This window comes from Chryseobacterium sp. NG-CE01 (assembly GCF_055695505.1).
The window spans coordinates 2997745-3014611 of sequence record NZ_CM146369.1 but is presented as its reverse complement, the minus strand read 5'-3'; the positions used below and the strand labels follow the sequence as shown (position 1 = coordinate 3014611).

General features: G+C 36.7%; 18 protein-coding genes and 1 other RNA gene. 4 read left to right on the top strand and 15 right to left on the bottom strand.

Going from position 1 to position 16867, the window contains the following annotated elements; genetic code table 11:
* Positions 1-75 precede the first annotated feature (75 nt).
* Positions 76-723, top strand: a complete 648-nt coding sequence (locus ACYT6F_RS14025; RefSeq protein ID WP_472598269.1) for an NAD(P)H-binding protein — start codon at positions 76-78, stop codon at positions 721-723.
* Positions 724-812: 89 nt separating this feature from the next.
* Here ACYT6F_RS14025 and ACYT6F_RS14020 read toward each other — a convergent pair whose 3' ends face one another.
* The 11 genes from ACYT6F_RS14020 to ACYT6F_RS13970 all read right to left on the bottom strand — a co-directional run bounded on the left by ACYT6F_RS14020 (position 813) and on the right by ACYT6F_RS13970 (position 10531).
* Positions 813-1607: a tetratricopeptide repeat protein gene (locus tag ACYT6F_RS14020; RefSeq protein ID WP_472598268.1), complete on the bottom strand. Its 795-nt coding sequence runs from the start codon at positions 1605-1607 to the stop codon at positions 813-815.
* 57 nt (positions 1608-1664) lie between these two features.
* Complete coding sequence (locus tag ACYT6F_RS14015; protein WP_472598267.1) at positions 1665-2243, bottom strand: glutathione peroxidase; 579 nt, start codon at positions 2241-2243, stop codon at positions 1665-1667.
* 21 nt (positions 2244-2264) lie between these two features.
* On the bottom strand, positions 2265-2927 hold the full coding sequence (locus tag ACYT6F_RS14010) for a histidine kinase (RefSeq protein WP_472598266.1): 663 nt from the start codon (positions 2925-2927) through the stop codon (positions 2265-2267).
* A gap of 71 nt (positions 2928-2998) precedes the next feature.
* Entirely contained in the window at positions 2999-3727 is a 729-nt protein-coding gene (kdsB, locus tag ACYT6F_RS14005; RefSeq protein WP_472598265.1) for a 3-deoxy-manno-octulosonate cytidylyltransferase, read from the bottom strand.
* Between the two features lie 81 nt (positions 3728-3808).
* Complete coding sequence (locus ACYT6F_RS14000) at positions 3809-5062, bottom strand: pyridoxal phosphate-dependent aminotransferase (protein ID WP_472598264.1); 1254 nt, start codon at positions 5060-5062, stop codon at positions 3809-3811.
* 113 nt (positions 5063-5175) lie between these two features.
* Entirely contained in the window at positions 5176-6891 is a 1716-nt protein-coding gene (locus tag ACYT6F_RS13995; protein WP_472598263.1) for a phospho-sugar mutase, read from the bottom strand.
* Positions 6892-7119: 228 nt separating this feature from the next.
* On the bottom strand, positions 7120-7821 hold the full coding sequence (locus ACYT6F_RS13990) for a GIN domain-containing protein (protein WP_472598262.1): 702 nt from the start codon (positions 7819-7821) through the stop codon (positions 7120-7122).
* A 6-nt stretch (positions 7822-7827) separates the two neighbouring features.
* Entirely contained in the window at positions 7828-8556 is a 729-nt protein-coding gene (locus ACYT6F_RS13985) for a DUF3667 domain-containing protein (protein ID WP_472598261.1), read from the bottom strand.
* A 14-nt stretch (positions 8557-8570) separates the two neighbouring features.
* Complete coding sequence (locus ACYT6F_RS13980) at positions 8571-8963, bottom strand: hypothetical protein (protein ID WP_472598260.1); 393 nt, start codon at positions 8961-8963, stop codon at positions 8571-8573.
* On the bottom strand, positions 8964-9914 hold the full coding sequence (locus tag ACYT6F_RS13975; RefSeq protein WP_472598259.1) for a glycosyltransferase family 2 protein: 951 nt from the start codon (positions 9912-9914) through the stop codon (positions 8964-8966). It abuts the gene before it with no gap.
* 17 nt (positions 9915-9931) lie between these two features.
* Complete coding sequence (locus ACYT6F_RS13970; RefSeq protein WP_472598258.1) at positions 9932-10531, bottom strand: DUF4199 domain-containing protein; 600 nt, start codon at positions 10529-10531, stop codon at positions 9932-9934.
* A gap of 131 nt (positions 10532-10662) precedes the next feature.
* Here ACYT6F_RS13970 and ffs point away from each other — a divergent pair.
* Positions 10663-10760, top strand: an RNA gene (gene ffs, locus ACYT6F_RS13965) — signal recognition particle sRNA small type.
* 105 nt (positions 10761-10865) lie between these two features.
* On the opposite strand, the gene ACYT6F_RS13960 is transcribed toward ffs, so the two are convergent.
* The 4 genes from ACYT6F_RS13960 to ACYT6F_RS13945 form a co-directional block, all read right to left on the bottom strand.
* A complete protein-coding gene (locus ACYT6F_RS13960) occupies positions 10866-11552 on the bottom strand; it encodes a metal-dependent hydrolase (RefSeq protein ID WP_472598257.1) in 687 nt (228 codons plus the stop codon).
* Between the two features lie 70 nt (positions 11553-11622).
* A complete protein-coding gene (gene menA, locus ACYT6F_RS13955) occupies positions 11623-12552 on the bottom strand; it encodes a 1,4-dihydroxy-2-naphthoate octaprenyltransferase (RefSeq protein ID WP_472598256.1) in 930 nt (309 codons plus the stop codon).
* Between the two features lie 77 nt (positions 12553-12629).
* Positions 12630-13466: a 1,4-dihydroxy-2-naphthoyl-CoA synthase gene (locus ACYT6F_RS13950; protein ID WP_472598255.1), complete on the bottom strand. Its 837-nt coding sequence runs from the start codon at positions 13464-13466 to the stop codon at positions 12630-12632.
* A 168-nt stretch (positions 13467-13634) separates the two neighbouring features.
* Positions 13635-14783, bottom strand: a complete 1149-nt coding sequence (locus tag ACYT6F_RS13945; protein ID WP_472598254.1) for a pseudouridine synthase — start codon at positions 14781-14783, stop codon at positions 13635-13637.
* Positions 14784-14885: 102 nt separating this feature from the next.
* On the opposite strand from ACYT6F_RS13945, the gene aroB reads away from it, so the two are divergent.
* On the top strand, positions 14886-15941 hold the full coding sequence (gene aroB, locus ACYT6F_RS13940) for a 3-dehydroquinate synthase (protein WP_472598253.1): 1056 nt from the start codon (positions 14886-14888) through the stop codon (positions 15939-15941).
* A gap of 263 nt (positions 15942-16204) precedes the next feature.
* Positions 16205-16852 carry a porin family protein gene (locus ACYT6F_RS13935; RefSeq protein WP_472598252.1) on the top strand — a complete coding sequence of 216 codons (648 nt, stop codon included), beginning with the start codon at positions 16205-16207 and terminating at the stop codon, positions 16850-16852.
* The last annotated feature ends 15 nt before the right edge of the window (positions 16853-16867 follow it).

Below are 16867 nucleotides of genomic sequence, written 5' to 3'. Positions count from 1 at the left end.
TTCTTTTATCTACTATTTATTGTTCCAAATTTAGTAAATTTAAGAAGCAAACAACAACTTGCAAACAAGATTATTATGAAAGCATTAGTTATCGGCGCTACAGGTGCTACCGGAAAAGATTTGGTCAATCAACTGCTTAATGACAGCGATTTCGGGGAAGTTGATATTTTTGTGAGAAAGCCGGTTGATATTCAAAATGCCAAGCTGAAGGTTCATGTTGTGAATTTTGAGCACCCCGAAGAATGGAAAGACAAAGTAAAAGGTGATGTCGCTTTTTCCTGTCTTGGAACCACCTTAAAGGCTGCTGGAAGTAAAGAAGCACAGAGAAAAGTGGATTTTGATTATCAGTACGAATTTGCCAAGGCTGCCAGAGAAAACAATGTCGCAGATTATATTCTGGTTTCCGCATACGGCGCCAATCCGAAATCTAAGATCTTTTATTCTAAAATGAAAGGCGAACTGGAAGAAGCTGTAAAAAAGCTGCATTTTGAAAAAATAACCATCTTTAAACCCGGAATGCTGGAGCGAAAGGACTCCGACAGAACAGGAGAAGTTCTTGGAAGCAGAATTATCAAGTTTGCAAATAAATTAGGACTCTTAGAAAGCCAGAAACCGTTGCCAACAGATATTTTAGCAAAGGCAATGATTAACTCTTCAAAGATAAAAAGCAATGGCTACTCAAGTATAAAACTGGGAAATATTTTCTGTTTTGCCGAGAAGTGATAGATAATAGTTGTAAAAAGAACAGTGTAACAACGTCCGGATTTGAATTGGTACATTGTTACACTGAATATTCAATATATTATAATTTTCTAACTGAACTCGGCAGCCAACTTTTTTTTGATGTCCGGAACACCTTCTTTGTTCTTTATTTTATTATACATCTTATTGGCTTTCTTAATCATCTTTTCATCATTTCGGCTTTTCCCGATTTTTATTAATGAGAGCGAATACAGTGAAAGATATCCTTCGTCATTTTTATAGGTACTATACACGTCTTCAAGGTATGGAAGCCCCGCTTCATAATCTTCTTTCATGGCATACAGCATTCCATACATATATACTACATCATCCTTCACCTTACCGGATTTTTTATATATTTCCTCTGCCTGCTTAAGATTTTCCAGGCCTTTATCGTAATCTCCTATTACAATAGAAGTATTCCCGATTCCATAATATCCTTCAGGATTATCCGGAAAATATTTCACCATTTCCTCATATTTTTCTCGCGCTTTATCAACTTTTCCGAATCTCATAAATTGTATGGCAAGATTTTGCTTAAATATCGGAGCTTTATTTTGGGCAAGGCTGTCTGCTGCATAATATAAAACCAAAGCTTCCTTGTGCAGATTTTGCAGTCTGGCATAATATCCTGCAAGGAAAAAAACATCACAATATTTAGGATCTTCTTTTGCCGTTTTGAATAAAGCCATTGTTGTTGGAAGATAGAGTTTGGGAAAATTAAGAGCTGTCATTGCGCCTTCAAATATTTGTTTTGAATCTGCTTTTTCCGGTGTGCAATAGTTCGTTTTTCCTAAAAAATAAGAATCCTGAGAAAATCCTTTTATGGAAAGCATCAGGACAAAAATGATCAATAGTTTTTTCATGGTTTAAAATTAAAAAAAGTGGATAAAAATCCACTCAATAACGATATTTTTTGATATTTATTTCAAATACTTAGTAATTGCTTCATCCGTAGGCTTCGTAGTACTTACAAATGAATCAATCAGTTTTCCGTTTTCATCAATTAAGAATTTTGTAAAATTCCAGAGAATCGTAGTATTTTTTACTCCGTTCAGATCTTTTTCAGTTAGATATTTAAAGATTGGTGCCGTATCGTCACCTTTTACGGAAACTTTTGCCGCCATCGGGAAAGTTACCCCGTAATTTTTCTGGCAGAAAGCACCGATTTCCTTATTGGTTCCCGGCTCCTGACCGCCAAAATTATTAGCCGGAAAGCCTACCACTACCAATTTGTCCTTATATTCTTCCGAAACTTTTTCCAGATCGGCATACTGAGGCGTGAATCCGCACTCCGAAGCCGTATTTACGATAAGGATTTTCTTTCCTTTGAAGTCTGAGAAATTAATCTGCTTTCCTTCTTCCAGGGCGTCTACCTTGAAATCATATATTGATTTTCCCATAAGTTGATTGGTTTTAGCTTTAGATTCTTGACTTTTTTTCTGAGCACAGCTGTTGAAAAATGCAACGACCGAAAGAAACATTAAAAATAACTTTTTCATAACTCCATTTTTATTATTTGATTAAAATTTAAATGCGTTGGCCGGAAATACTTTATTGGTATCAATCCTGTTAATCAGCATCACATAATCTCCGTCTTTTTTGGCACTTGAAGATTCAATACGGAAAGCAAAGGCCAAATTTCCAACCTTTTTGTAGTCTGAATATAATAACGTTTCGTCTTTTTTTACTTCTTTTACTAGCATATAATCTCTTGTGTCGAAGTAATAGACGTTTTTATTTACGTTTTTCGTTAATTCTACTTTATGGCAGTATATATTCCCGATTTTTTCTTTCCCCAGGTATTTGGCTTCAAAACCTTTGTTTTCCCAGTCTATGAAATCATTATCAAAGCTTTCAGGACTGTAATCCGGATATTCCTGAACTTTATTGGCTGCATAATTCATAGCATATCCTTTGGTCCCGTCGTAACCTTCGATTGCTGTATCTTTTCCGCCGATGGTGATGACTGTTTTCGTAAGATTCGGGCGCTGCTGGTAGATTTTTATAGGATATTCATCTTTAACACCTAAAATCACTTTCCCCTGCAACAGTATGGAATTTAAAAGTTTCCAGTTGGTCAATCCTCCGGATAATTCGATGTTTTTGTCAATAATTTCCTTTGCGGTCTGGGCAAAAACTGAATGCGAAAATATCAGGACGAATACGAATAGTAACTTTTTCATTAATTTCATTTATAAAGTCAAATATAAGGTTTTATTAAATTTACCAATATATCAGTCTAGCAATTTAACAATTAATTAGATAATAAATTCCTTGCTTTCTCCAGATCTTCCGGTGTATCTATGCCGACACCTACAAAATTGGTTTCTATCAACTTGATTTTCATACCGTATTCAAGATAACGGATGCATTCTATTTTTTCCGAAATTTCAAGAGGCTTCATTTCCAGCTTTGAAAACTGTATCAATGCATGTTTTCTGAAAGCATAAACGCCGATATGTTTAAAATAATCCACATTATAGGAAGTCTCCCTGTGAAAAGGAATGACAGAGCGGCTGAAATACAGTGCAAAACCGTTATTATCCGTAATTACTTTTACATTATTCGGATTTTCAATTTCCTCTTTTTCGTGAAGTTTAATTTTCAGGGAAGCTAAAGAAATTTCCTGATTTTCATCATTATGAAAAACTTCAATCAGCTGTTGTAAAGGCTCCAATTTTAGAAAAGGTTCATCTCCCTGAACATTGATGACGATATCGCAGTCGATATTTTGTACCGCTTCGGCAATACGGTCGCTTCCGGTTTCGTGCTGCCCGGTCATCACTGCTTTTCCGCCATTATTAGAAATTTCGTTAAAAATAATTTCCGAATCCGTAGCCACAAAAACTTCATCAAACAAACCCGTTTCCACTACATTCTGATACGTTGTTGTGATAACGGTTTTTTCTCCTAACATTTGCATCAGCTTTGCCGGAAAACGGCTTGCTTCATAACGTGCGGGGATAACTGCGATGATTTTCATAACAAAAATGTATCAATATAATAATGTAACAGTTTAACAATAATCAAATTGGTACATTGTTAAACTGTTACATTGAGAAATTTATTTCAAATCATTCAAAGCTTTTTCCAGTTTCGGCATCATGACTTCAATTTCGTCAATAGCAAGACCTCCTACAGAAGCCCGGAACCAAGGCTCAGACTTATCTTCTCCGAAAGCAGAGAAAGGAACAAGCGCAACTCCTGCTTCATTAATAAGGTAGAAAACAAGATCAGAAGAATTTTCGATCACCGTTCCGTCCGGTTTTGTTTTTCCAATGTAATCCAATTTGATGGTAAGATAAAGCGCGCCCATCGGTTCGATGCTGTCAACAGTTAAGCCTTTACCTTTCAGATCCTGGATTCCTGCGTGCAGAACTTTCAGACTAGCTTCTAATTTTCCTTTAAAATCTTCAACAAAAGCATTTACATCATCAGGATTTTCATAATATTTTGCAGTAGCTTCCTGTTCCGGTTTTGGAGCCCACGCTCCTACGTGTGTAAGAAGTGCTTTCATTTTGTCCATGATATGAACCGGCCCGAATCCCCATCCAACACGAACCCCCGTCGCAGCAAGGCATTTTGAAATACCGTCGATATACACCGTATATTCCTTCATTTCCGGGAAAAGGGAAACCGGATCTACGTGCTCCGAACCGAAAGTAAGATTAGAATAAATCTGGTCATACATTAAATACAATGGCTTTTCCTCTTCTCCTCTTTTCTTATTTTCAGCCAAAACCAATTCGCAGATTTCTGAAAGCTGATCTTTGGTGAACATCGTACCTGTAGGGTTCAAAGGTGAACAAAGAGCCAGTAAAACAGCGCCTTCCAGATGTGGTCTTAAATCGTCCGCTGTTGGAAGGAAATTGTTTTCAGGGGTGGTTTTTACTTCTACTGCATTTGCAGAAGTAAGATATGCATAGTGATTATTGTTCCATGAAGGAATTGGGTAAACTACTTTATCTCCTTCGTCTACGATGGTTTTGTATACGGCATAGATCAAAGGTCTTGAACCCGCTGTGATCAGAATATCGTTTGGAGAATAATCCAGGTTCCATCTTGTTTTCAGATCTTTGGAAACTTCTTTTCTTAAAGATAAAAGTCCGTTAGCAGGCGGATAATTCGTCAGATTATTCTGATACGCATTCTGAATTTCCTCCTTTAATTTGGCAGGAATGGGATAAATATTAGAATTAAGGTCACCAATCGTAAGGTTGGCAATCTCCGCTCCTTTTGCCTTTAAATCGTTTACTTCATTACCAATTTTTACAATTTCAGAACCGATCAGGTTCGCCGCTAATTTTGAAACTTTCACTTTATTTAATTTAAATTTATTTAATATAATAATTTAACAATATATTTATGTAACAGTGCAACAATGTTTTAATAATAATTATTGGTAAACTGCCAGATTGATACATCGTTATATTAACTGAGTTGTAAATCTCTTCTTACCTCCTGAATTTTTGCCTCCAGAGATTTTAATTTATCCCTGAAATCCGCTTCAGAAGTAATTGAATCTTTAACAGAAATATAGAACTTAATTTTAGGTTCCGTTCCGGAAGGTCTTACACAAACTTTAGTCCCGTCCTGAGTATAATAAATCAATACATTCGACTTTGGAATATCGTCCATTACTTTCTTCTCATTTTTTGAAACAATGAAATTCGTCTGTTCTTTAAAGTCTTTTACTTCTTCTACCAGTGATCCGGCTAATGATTTTGGCGGGTTTTCACGGAAATTTTTCATCATATTCAGAATTTCTTCTGCTCCGTCTCTTCCTTTTCTAACCAGATTTACCAAACCTTCATAATACATTCCTGTTTCCTGATAAATCTCAATAAGATATTGGTACATTGTTCTTCCGTTGGCTTTGCACCATGCTGCAATTTCGCAGGCCAGGATAATACTTCCGCATGAATCTTTATCACGCACGAAATCTCCTGTCATAAACCCGAAACTTTCTTCCCCGCCGCAAATGAATTTTTCATCACCTTCGAAATCACGGATCATTTTTCCGATCCATTTGAATCCTGTCAGTCCCACTTTACATTCTACCCCAAATTTTTGGGCAATATCAAAGAAAATATCGGATGTTACAATGGTAGACCCGATGAATTCCTTCCCGGTAATTCTTTCCTGCTTTCTCCACTCATTCAGAATATAATAGGTAAGAATGGTATTGGTTTGATTTCCGTTCAAAAGCTGAATTTCTCCGTCAAGGTTTCTTACGGCAATTCCCAATCGGTCTCCATCCGGATCTGTTCCGATTACGATATCGGCATTGGTAATTTTTGCCAGATCCAGCGCCATTTCCAGCGCAGCAGGCTCTTCAGGATTCGGAGAATCTACTGTCGGGAAGTTTCCGCTTGGGATCATCTGTTCTTTTACAAGATCAATCTTCTTGAAGCCCGCTTTTTCCAAAGCCTTTGGAACGGTTGTATAAGTTGTCCCGTGAATGGATGTAAAAACGATATTTAAATTTCCCTTTCCTACATTCTGATAGGTAGAATTTTCAATACAGGCATCAATATAAACATCATCCTGCTCCTCTCCGATCCATTCGATTAAATCATCGTTTCCATTAAATTTAATTTCTTCAAATTTTACAGCATATACTTCATTAATAATCGCTTCATCATGTGGCGGAACAATCTGAGCGCCGTCATTCCAATATACTTTATAGCCATTGTATTCCGGCGGGTTGTGAGATGCCGTTAAAACAATTCCTCCGTGACAGTTTCTGTTTCTCACCGTAAATGACAGTTCCGGAGTTGGCCTGTGATTTTTGAAAAGCAATACTTTAATTCCGTTAGCTGTTAAAACATCAGCTACCAGTTTTCCAAATTCTTTCGAGTTATTTCTTACATCATAAGCGATGGCCACTTTGATTTCCTCACCTTGAAACTGCTTTAACATATAATTTGCAAGTCCCTGTGTAGCTTGACCTAAGGTATATTTATTTAAACGATTGGTCCCTACACCCATCACTCCTCTCATTCCTCCTGTACCAAACTCCAATTCTCTGTAAAAAGAATCTTCCAGATCCGGCGAATTGCCTTCTATCAATAACTGTACGGCATTTCTAGTATCTTCGTCAAATGATTCGTGTAACCAAAGTTTTGCTTTTTCTAATGTTGTCATATCTGTATTTCGTGTATGTTTATTTTGGATGGAAGATTGAAAATGGAAGAAAGGATCTCTTCCAGCTTCAAACTCCCAGCTAATTATTATTTTTTTATCTTATTTCTAAATGCTATAATCTGGTTCATTATATTATAGCTTTTCATATATAATTTACTAAATTATGTTTTGTTTTAACCAAAAGGTAGAATGCTGTTAACTTCCATCATCCAGCCTCCTACTTCCAGCTTAGTCTAATTTTTTATTTTCCACCTTCGTACTTTTATCAATTTTAAAAGCGCGGATGGGATCATTGTAATACGTTAATTTAGCAGTGTTGCGAATATGACCTTTCAGAGAATCCTTCACATTGACTTCAGCATAATTTCCGTTTTTAGATTCGATATTCAGGTTTTCGATTTTCCAGTAAGGAGCAATAAGACTTGCCGTATCGGAAATCTTTATCACAGCATCTTTGGTCTGTCCCAAAAAGTTGGCCCTGCTTTTATTCAGCATTTCAACTTCTGCCCTTCTTGTGTTTACCGAACCCATAAAAGTAGCATAATTTTTTAAATTAAGCCTAAAATTATCAGTCTTAATTTCGCTTGAAATATTTATTTCTACCGAATCTGAAATCGCAATTTTTTCCAGGCTATATTTTGAATAAATGGTCACATTATAAAAGTCAACGCCTTTTGTAGCACGCTTTTCTTTAATGGTGAGTGTCTTATCACTGACATCTACATCAAGATTGTCTGCAACGTTCGGATAGGTTTCAATTTCTACAAAGTTTTTCGTTCCTCTCGCATAGAACACCCGGAACTTCCCATCCAGATCCAGGTTTACAAATTCCGGAACATCCACATCTTTTCTTTCAATATTCCCTTTAGGCGAAAGTTTTCCGCAGGACACTACTAATACTAATAAAAATGTGTAAACTATACCTTTCATATTCATTTAAAATATTTCATATAAGATTAAACCTATAACCGTGCTTTCCAGTGTCATCAGAAAATACAATCCCATCACTCTCCAAACCATTCCCCATGATGTATAGGAATTTTTAAAGGCATTCCAATACGTAACAGCAGGAAAAAGAAGAGCAACGCCGAATAAGAGTTGGTCGATGGCAAAGAAAATCTTTGAAACCGGTTTCCACAAGCCGATCAGACTCACTATATCGTCCAACAAAAATAGGATTAAAATTCCTAAAAGACTAACAGTTCCGATGATAAAATGCTCGGCAATATTCAATTTTATTCTTCTGAATAGAAAATATGCATTGACTGCAAACATCGGAATGAGGACAAATAAAACGGCCTTTGAATACTTCGACAGGAAATCTTTAACTTCGGAATCCTCGGCAAGAACCTCTGCCGATGCAAATTTTTCATAATAATGCAATCCTAATACATTAAAACTGAAAAGAACCAGTAACAACGGGATAAAATTGTTGTATCTGATTCTTTTTCCTGCAATATAATCCATTGCCGTTTTGCCGGGTCTGAATATAATATTTTTTAAAGTATTGAAAAACCTGGCCTCAACGTGCCAGATTGAACCTAAAATATCATTTTTAATAATAGATTTAGGAGTTATTCTTGCTGTGTCGGTCTTCTGTCCGCAATGAGGACAAAACTCATCGGAAACCGAATGGCCACAGTTTAAACAACTTTTTTTGTTCATGTTAGTTACATCTCTTAAGTATTTTCCATTGAGTTTCCATATAAGATTATAGTCACATAAACTCCAACAATTATCAAACCTATAATTAATGGCTTCCAGATTTGCTTTTTAGGATATTGATCTTCATTTGGAAAGTACTTTGGCACAAAGTAATAGGAAAACAAACATCCTCCCAATAAACCACTCAGGTATCCTAATGAACTTCTGGGATTCTCCTGAAAACTCCCTATAAATATGGTGACAGCTGTTAACAAAATAGAAATTCCCAAAACAATGTAAGCTTCTTTTTTCTTTCCATCATCGATTAAGTTCTGATAAAGCAAAACTCCTCCAAAAAGACTTGAAAGAAAAATAGAAAAACCTAAAATTGCTTTTTTAGAATAAATTTTGGGTAAATTCTTTTCCATTTAAATCACCTCGTCTATATTATAATTTTTATGCTCTCTGTTTGTTCTGATGATCATTTCTCCTAAGAATCCTGCGATAAAAAGCAATGTTCCCATAAGCATCATCGTTAAAGCAATAAAAAACCATGGATTATCAGTAATCAGATGGCCGTACATACCTCTTGCTACATCAATCAGTTTTGAAATGCCCAGCCAAAGTGCCGAAAGAAAACCTACAATAAACATTAATGTTCCCACTGCCCCGAAAAAGTGCATCGGTCTTCCTCCGAAACGGCTAACGAACCAAAGAGTTACCAAATCTAGGAAACCTCTGATGAATCTTTCGGTTCCGAATTTTGAAGTTCCGTAAGGTCTTGCCTGGTGCTGAACTTCTTTTTCCGTAATTCTCCTGAAACCTGCATTGGCAGCCAAAACAGGAATATAACGGTGCATATCTCCGTATACATCAATGGTTTTTACCACCTGTTTTTTATAAGCTTTCAGCCCACAGTTGAAGTCGTGAAGATACACTCCGGAAACTTTTCTTGCCGCTGCATTGAACAGTTTTGACGGTACATTTTTCGTCATTACGTTATCAAAACGTTTCTTCTTCCATCCGGAAACAATGTCGTAATTTTCATTGACCACCATTGAATATAATTCCGGAATTTCTTCCGGGAAGTCCTGAAGGTCGGCATCCATGGTAATAATCACATCGCCGTTTGTTCTTTCAAAGGCGGCATGAAGTGCCTGGGATTTTCCGTAGTTTTTAGAAAATTTAATGGCATGGATCTGAGGATTCTGAACTTTCATATTTTCAATAATACTCCATGACAAGTCTGTACTTCCGTCATCTACAAACCAGATCTCATACGATAAGCTGTTGGATCTGCATACATTATCAATCCTTGAAAAAAGCTCTTCCAAAGAATCTTCTTCGTTTAATAACGGAATAACTATAGATAAATTCATTTAATTTTGGTAAAAAATTATTCTTTAATTTCTGGTTCCTGGTAGATTGTTCTGGTTCTGAAAAACGCTCCGAAAAACAACGACAAAACTACGTAAAATATAAGTACTGCGGCAAAATATCCTGAAAAATGACTTGCAGTAAGCATATCTTTTCCTTTAACTGCTTCCGGCGTAAAACTTTGAAGTCGTTCTTTATATTTCTGATCGAGCTCATCAATATCTTTCTGATGTTTTAAAATCTTTCTTGCGGAAGTATATTCTTTATCAAGTTCTGATTTCTGTCTTGTTACATATTGGTAATTTAACAGTTTTTTCGCATCGGTATCAACGAAATTCAGAAAGGCGTAAATGCTGAAAATGGATAAAATTCCACCGATAAACATCGGCACAAAAGCTCTTTTAAATGCTTCTTTAAAGCTTACTGTTTTGTGGCTGCTCCAATACGTCTTAACAGACCAGAACGCCGCCCCGGCATAAATAATGGGCAAAACAAAAGCATTGGCTTTCAGTGAAATATCAAAATATTCGACTCCTGAAAAGAAGTAATACACTGCGAAAAAAACGATCATCGTAGCAGCAAACAGTAAAATTCCTAAGGTGGAAGGGCTTTTCGTCATATCTAATTTTTTAAAAAAATATTGAAAATTATTGGTCTTACATTCAGCAATTTAGCTTTGGCAAAGCCTTTTTTCAATTATTTTTTCTGTCATATTATTTTTAAGTTTACAAAATAATGCTATCTTTGCACCGGCAAGTCCTAAACAACCAGCTCCTGAGAATCCTCCAGGGTGGGAACGCAGCAAAGGTAATTGGTCGTAGCGGTGTGATTTAGGTAGCTTGCCATTTTTTTTTGGTTTAAGTCGAAGAGAGGTAATTGAAGATTATCTTTTTTTATGTCTAAACTTTCCAACATTTCTAATTTTATTTTCAAATTACCTATCCAGAATTTATTTAAAATTCGAACTCTTCTCCCAATTTTGGTAAAACAAGTTCTATATTTTTATCCGCAAAATGCTTTAAAGCACTATCATGATTAATTTCGATGGCAGGAAACGTATCAAAATGACAACCCATCACTTTTGGAGTTTTTAATAATTCTGCTGCAGCAAAAGCTGCTTTTCTCGGACACATTGTGTAATGACTCCCAATCGGAAGAATAGAAAGGTCCAAAAGGCCGTATAATCTTGGAAACAGCTCCATATCTGCCATTACACCGGTATCGCCTGCAAGATATAGGTTTCTGCCTTCAGGAAGCCTGAAAATGTACCCTACCGGAACACCTCCGTAGCTTCCGTCAGGAAACGAGCTTGTATGATGAGCCGGAACCATGGAAATTTTCAGATCATCAATTTTTGCAGACCCTCCTAAGTTCACATCATCCGTATTTTTTGCGCTTTTAAAATATCCGCAGATTTCAGGAACTGCTATAATCGTTGCTTCAGGATGATGCTGCAACACCTCTTCAACGTCTGCAATGTGATCCCCGTGCGCATGAGTCAGTAAAATATAATCGATTTTCTGTGCAGAAATATCAAAACCAGATTCTGCTTTTTTGTAATTGTAAAAAGGATCTGATAAAATTGTTTTGTCTTTGTAGGTGAACAAAAAACAGTTTTGTCCCAGATATTGTATTTTCATTTTTAATTTATTTTTGAATTGTTTATAACTAGATGCTTCGACAAGCTCAGCATGACAGGTGATGCTTTATTTAATGAAAGAAGTTAAGTCCTAAAGCTGTAAGAACCGCCATCATAAACGTCATAATTCCTACCTGCTTTAAGAACGGATCAAGTTCTCTTGGGTTTTTAACAGCCATGATCTGTCTTCTTATTTTCATTAATGGAAGCATCAGAATCATCACGATAAAAACATAATAATTCTGAGTCTGGAAAAATCCGTTCACCGCTAAAAATAGCAACATTAAAATCAATGGAAGCTGCAACAGGATCATTTCGTAAATCATCGCATTTTTAAATCCGATCCTCAATGCAAAGCTGTTTTTCCCTGATAATTTATCGCTTTCGATGTCTCTCATATTATTGAGATTCAGGACGGCCATACTCATCATTCCTACTGCCGTTCCTGGGAGCAGCATGTCCCAGCTGAATGATTTTGTAAACAGGAAATAACTTCCGCAAACTGAAACCAATCCGAAAAATATAAATACGAAGATATCTCCCAATCCCATGTAACCATAAGGCTTTTTACCAACCGTATATCCGATCGCCGCTAAAATACTTGCAACCCCAAGACCTATAAAAATGTAAAATTCATTCATATAATCCGGGATGAAAGCGACATAAAGCAATGCAACCGTTGCTGCAAAAGACAGGATTGAAAGTATAATCACCGCATTTTTCATCTGTTTCGCCGTAATTTTTCCTGAAGCTACTGCGCGTGCTTCAGCTTCCGTTACTCTTTTAGCATCGGTACCTTTTACCCCGTCACCATAATCATTGGCATAGTTTGATAAAACCTGATATAATAAAGTCACTAAAAGTGCGAGCGCAAAAATTTTCCAGTCCCATATTCCGCCTTCACCGTACAATCTCCATTTAGCAATGAAAGCGCCCATAATAATTCCGCTTAAAGAGAGCGGCAATGTTCTAAGCCTTGCGGCTTTTATCCAGTCAGTCATAATATTTAGTTGATGGTTGATTGTTTATAGTTGTTAGCTAAAAATCCATCAACTAACAACTATAAACCGTCAACATTTTAAGATATCCATTGATCTTCCCCGAAATTCGGTTTTCTTTTTTCGAGGAATGCATTTCTCCCTTCTTTCGCTTCTTCCGTCATGTAGGCAAGACGTGTTGCTTCTCCGGCAAAAACCTGCTGACCAACCATTCCGTCATCGGTAAGGTTCATGGCAAATTTCAGCATTCTGATGGAAGTAGGAGATTTGGCTAAAATTTCCTGCGCCCATTCGTAAGCGGTGTCTTCCAGCTGTGCATGAGGAACCACTTTGTTTACCATTCCCATTTCAAAAGCTTCCTGAGCTGAATAGTTTCTCCCTAAAAAGAAAATTTCACGGGCTTTTTTCTGGCCTACCATTTTGGCAAGATAAGCAGAACCGTAACCGCCATCGAAACTTGTAACATCAGCATCCGTTTGCTTGAAGATAGCGTGTTCTTCGCTTGCTAAGGTTAAATCACAAACTACGTGAAGAGAGTGCCCTCCACCCACAGCCCAGCCAGGAACCACCGCAATAACCACTTTCGGCATAAAACGGATCAGTCGCTGAACTTCAAGAATATTCAAACGGTGTCTTCCGTCCTCACCTACATAACCCTGATGTCCTCTTGCTTTTTGATCACCTCCGCTGCAGAAAGCCCAGCCTCCGTCTTTCGGACTTGGCCCTTCTCCGGAAAGCAGAACAACGCCTATGGAAGGATCTTCATAAACGTCGTAAAAAGCATCGTACAATTCTGATGTTGTTTTGGGTCTGAAAGCATTTCTGACTTCCGGCCTGTTGAAGGCGATTCTCGCTACCCCATTACATTTTTTATAAGTAATATCTTCGTATTCTTTGGCGGTTTTCCACTCAATCATTTTTGTAAAAATTTTTCCCAAAGATACGGAATTGCCTAGAATTTTAACATTGATTTCTCATGATAATGATGGAAAAATATGACTTCTGAAAGAAAGTGTAAGCCAGTAAATCCGGCGCATAAAAAAAGACGCTGATCGGGCGTCTTTATATGGTTAAAATACTTACAATTAAAGCATTTTAAGATTGTTTACTTCCAGTTCCGTAAGGATTCTCCAGTGGCCTCTTTTGATGTTCTTTTTCGTCAGTCCTGCAAACATTACTCTGTCCAGCGCTTCCACTTCATATCCTAATCTCTGGAAAATTCTTCTGATAACACGGTTCCATCCGATATGGATTTCTATTCCGACTTCGTTTTTAGGTTTTCCTTCAATAAAAGAGATCTGATCTACCACTGCTACTCCTTCATCAAGACGAATTCCTTCTGCAATAAGCTTCATGTCTTCGTGCGTCAGTTTTTTATCTAAAGTAACATGGTAAATTTTCTTTGCATCGAAAGAAGGATGGGTCAGCTTTTTGGTCATGTGCCCGTCATTGGTTAAAAGAATAACTCCGGTTGTAGAACGATCCAGTCTTCCCACAGGAAACAGACGGTATGGCGAAGCATTGGCTACAAGATCCATCACCGTTTTTCTGGCTTTATCGTCTTTGGTTGTAGAAATATATCCTTTCGGTTTATTCAAAAGAACGTACACCGGTTTTTCAGGTGTGATATTCTGTCCGTCAAACACTACTTTGTCGGTTTTCTGAACCTGATAACCCATTTCGGTGACTACTTTTCCGTTGACCTCAACCAATCCCTGAATAATCAAATCATCTGCTTCTCTTCTGCTGCAGATTCCGGAATTAGCGATATACTTGTTCAGACGGATGGTGTCTTTATGAATATCCTTATCAATTTTGGTCAGCCTCCTTTTCTGTACAAAAGATTTATTTTTATCTTCACGGTTCTCTGTTCCCGGTCTTTTTCCGTATTTCAGGCTGCCTCTTTCGTATTTATCTCTGGTATCAAAGTTATTGGGTCTGCTTCCCCCTCTTTTCGGGGCAGATTTACCGAAAGATTTTTTTTCTTCCCCGGCACCGGTTATATAAGGCTCCTGCTCGGCTTTTCCGTATTTCTTATCCATTCGGGCCTGGTAACTGGTGTCACCGCTTCTTCTAGACTCCGAATTTCTCTCTCCTGCTTTCGGGAAAGATTTTTTAAAAGGTTTTGATTCTGAAGAATTTCCAGATCTGGAAGCACGAGAATTATCAGAATTTTTCTTGGTTGAAATTCTTGGTCTCTTTGGTCGTTCTGAATTATTATTATCTCTGCTCATTCTAAAAATTTCTGCAAAGATAGTATATTTAACAACGAGTTAAAAATTAAGAATCATAACTTTGCATATCGTCTTACGATTAACACAACAGAAAATCCGGAAATGACAACAATATTAAACGACAACTTTTCGCAATTAAACGATTTCTTACAATCAAAATCTTTCAGCAAAATTTTTATTCTTGTTGATGAAAATACGCATGAATACTGCCTTCCCATTCTTTTAGGAAATATGGAAACAGATCTGGCGTTTGAGATTCTTGAGATTGAGCCGGGCGAAGAAATGAAAAATATTCAGACTGCGAATCAGCTTTGGGAAATTCTTACCGAAATGCAGGCAGACCGCAAAGCGCTTGTCATTAATCTTGGGGGCGGCGTGATTACAGACATGGGCGGTTTCGTAGCTTCCACTTATAAGAGAGGAATACAGTTTATCAATATTCCTACTACCCTTTTATCAATGTGTGATGCTTCCATTGGAGGGAAAACCGGAATTGACTTAATGCACTATAAAAATATGGTGGGAACTTTCACTTTCCCTGAACAAATTTTCATTTATCCTAAATTTCTGGAAACACTTCCCTATAAAGAACTCAGAAGCGGATTTGCGGAAATGCTGAAACATGGACTGATTGCGGATAAAATACATTGGGAAAACCTCATCCATATTTCCAAACTCGATTCCGAAGCCATTATTCCTCATATTGAGACTTCTATGGAAATTAAACAGAGTATTGTACAACAAGATTTTCAGGAGAAAAATATCCGTAAAACCCTTAATTTCGGACATACAATAGGACATGCCATTGAAAGCCTGTGCCTGAGCCAGGGAAATCCTATTCTTCACGGAGAAGCAGTTGCGATGGGAATGATTGCTGAAACCTATCTTTCTTTTACGGAAGGGCTTATTCCTGAAGAAACCTGTACCGTTATTATTGAAAATATTCAAAAGCATTATCCTTATCTTGATATCAGTGACTTTAAGGATGATGATATTTTCCAACTTCTGATCAATGACAAAAAGAATACGGACAGTAAAATCAATTTTTCATTAATTTCAGGAATCGGTTCGTGTACTTTTGATTATCAATGCAGCAAAAAAAGCATTGCTTCTTCCATAGAGTTCTATAGAAAATTAAATGATCCTGACGTCATTTAACCCTAAAAAAGAGTTTAAAAACAAAGTCAAAACTGTAGATTTTTTGAATTTAAATTATTTCTAAAAACAGCTTTTATTTATTCCATAAACATTTGAGAAATAATATTTTATATAAACCCTTCTTTTTTTCATTGAAATCGTTTAATAGTGATATTTATCATGATTTTATTTTTTGGCAAGCAATTTGAAAGATACTCCCCGTCAATTTAGTTGACAGTAGTAAAATTTAAAATTAGAAAGTAAATTATCAAAAAATTAAAGTTATGAAAAAATTAATTTTAGGAATAGCACTTACAGCTGGTTCATTGGCATTCGCCCAGACTACGACTACGACCACTTCTACTTCGTCTGCTTCTCCTGTAGCATTCGGTGTTAAGGCAGGAATGAACGTTTCTTCTTTAACAAACGAATCAGGATTAGATGACCAAGGATCTAAAATAGGTTTCAACGCGGGTGTTTTTGCAAATATCCCGGTAGCGACTTCTTTCAGCATCCAGCCAGAGGTTTTATATTCTCAGTATGGAGATAAGTATGACCAGACTATTGCAGGAACACGTTATTCTAGTGCAAGACATTTAGACTATATTGCTGTTCCGGTAATGTTTCAATATAACATTATTCCAAATCTTTACTTAGAAGCAGGTCCTGAATTTGGTTTCCTGGTAAATGCTAAGAATAAATTAAAAAATGAAACAGATAATAATACAATTGATGAATCTGGAGATTATAAGGATAGCTTAAATAAATTCAACTTCGGTATCGGTCTTGGAGCTGGATATTATTTCACAGACAATATCGGTATTACAGCAAGATACGTTGCCGGTCTTACTGATATTGCGAAAGACAGACCAAGCAATTCTGATGCGATCAGAAACAATCTGTTCCAGGTTGGTTTAGCATTTAAATTCTAAACAATTTTGATTTCA

What these genes read in the sequence shown, in the direction of transcription:
- ACYT6F_RS14025 (WP_472598269.1), top strand. Translation starts at nt 76, where the DNA reads ATGAAAGCATTAGTTATCGGCGCTACAGGTGCTACCGGAAAAGATTTG.
- ACYT6F_RS14020 (WP_472598268.1), bottom strand. Translation starts at nt 1,607, where the DNA reads ATGAAAAAACTATTGATCATTTTTGTCCTGATGCTTTCCATAAAAGGA.
- ACYT6F_RS14015 (WP_472598267.1), bottom strand. Translation starts at nt 2,243, where the DNA reads ATGAAAAAGTTATTTTTAATGTTTCTTTCGGTCGTTGCATTTTTCAAC.
- ACYT6F_RS14010 (WP_472598266.1), bottom strand. Translation starts at nt 2,927, where the DNA reads ATGAAAAAGTTACTATTCGTATTCGTCCTGATATTTTCGCATTCAGTT.
- kdsB (WP_472598265.1), bottom strand. Translation starts at nt 3,727, where the DNA reads ATGAAAATCATCGCAGTTATCCCCGCACGTTATGAAGCAAGCCGTTTT.
- ACYT6F_RS13995 (WP_472598263.1), bottom strand. Translation starts at nt 6,891, where the DNA reads ATGACAACATTAGAAAAAGCAAAACTTTGGTTACACGAATCATTTGAC.
- ACYT6F_RS13990 (WP_472598262.1), bottom strand. Translation starts at nt 7,821, where the DNA reads ATGAAAGGTATAGTTTACACATTTTTATTAGTATTAGTAGTGTCCTGC.
- ACYT6F_RS13985 (WP_472598261.1), bottom strand. Translation starts at nt 8,556, where the DNA reads ATGAACAAAAAAAGTTGTTTAAACTGTGGCCATTCGGTTTCCGATGAG.
- ACYT6F_RS13980 (WP_472598260.1), bottom strand. Translation starts at nt 8,963, where the DNA reads ATGGAAAAGAATTTACCCAAAATTTATTCTAAAAAAGCAATTTTAGGT.
- ACYT6F_RS13975 (WP_472598259.1), bottom strand. Translation starts at nt 9,914, where the DNA reads ATGAATTTATCTATAGTTATTCCGTTATTAAACGAAGAAGATTCTTTG.
- ACYT6F_RS13970 (WP_472598258.1), bottom strand. Translation starts at nt 10,531, where the DNA reads ATGACGAAAAGCCCTTCCACCTTAGGAATTTTACTGTTTGCTGCTACG.
- ACYT6F_RS13960 (WP_472598257.1), bottom strand. Translation starts at nt 11,552, where the DNA reads ATGAAAATACAATATCTGGGACAAAACTGTTTTTTGTTCACCTACAAA.
- menA (WP_472598256.1), bottom strand. Translation starts at nt 12,552, where the DNA reads ATGACTGACTGGATAAAAGCCGCAAGGCTTAGAACATTGCCGCTCTCT.
- ACYT6F_RS13950 (WP_472598255.1), bottom strand. Translation starts at nt 13,466, where the DNA reads ATGATTGAGTGGAAAACCGCCAAAGAATACGAAGATATTACTTATAAA.
- ACYT6F_RS13945 (WP_472598254.1), bottom strand. Translation starts at nt 14,783, where the DNA reads ATGAGCAGAGATAATAATAATTCAGAACGACCAAAGAGACCAAGAATT.
- aroB (WP_472598253.1), top strand. Translation starts at nt 14,886, where the DNA reads ATGACAACAATATTAAACGACAACTTTTCGCAATTAAACGATTTCTTA.
- ACYT6F_RS13935 (WP_472598252.1), top strand. Translation starts at nt 16,205, where the DNA reads ATGAAAAAATTAATTTTAGGAATAGCACTTACAGCTGGTTCATTGGCA.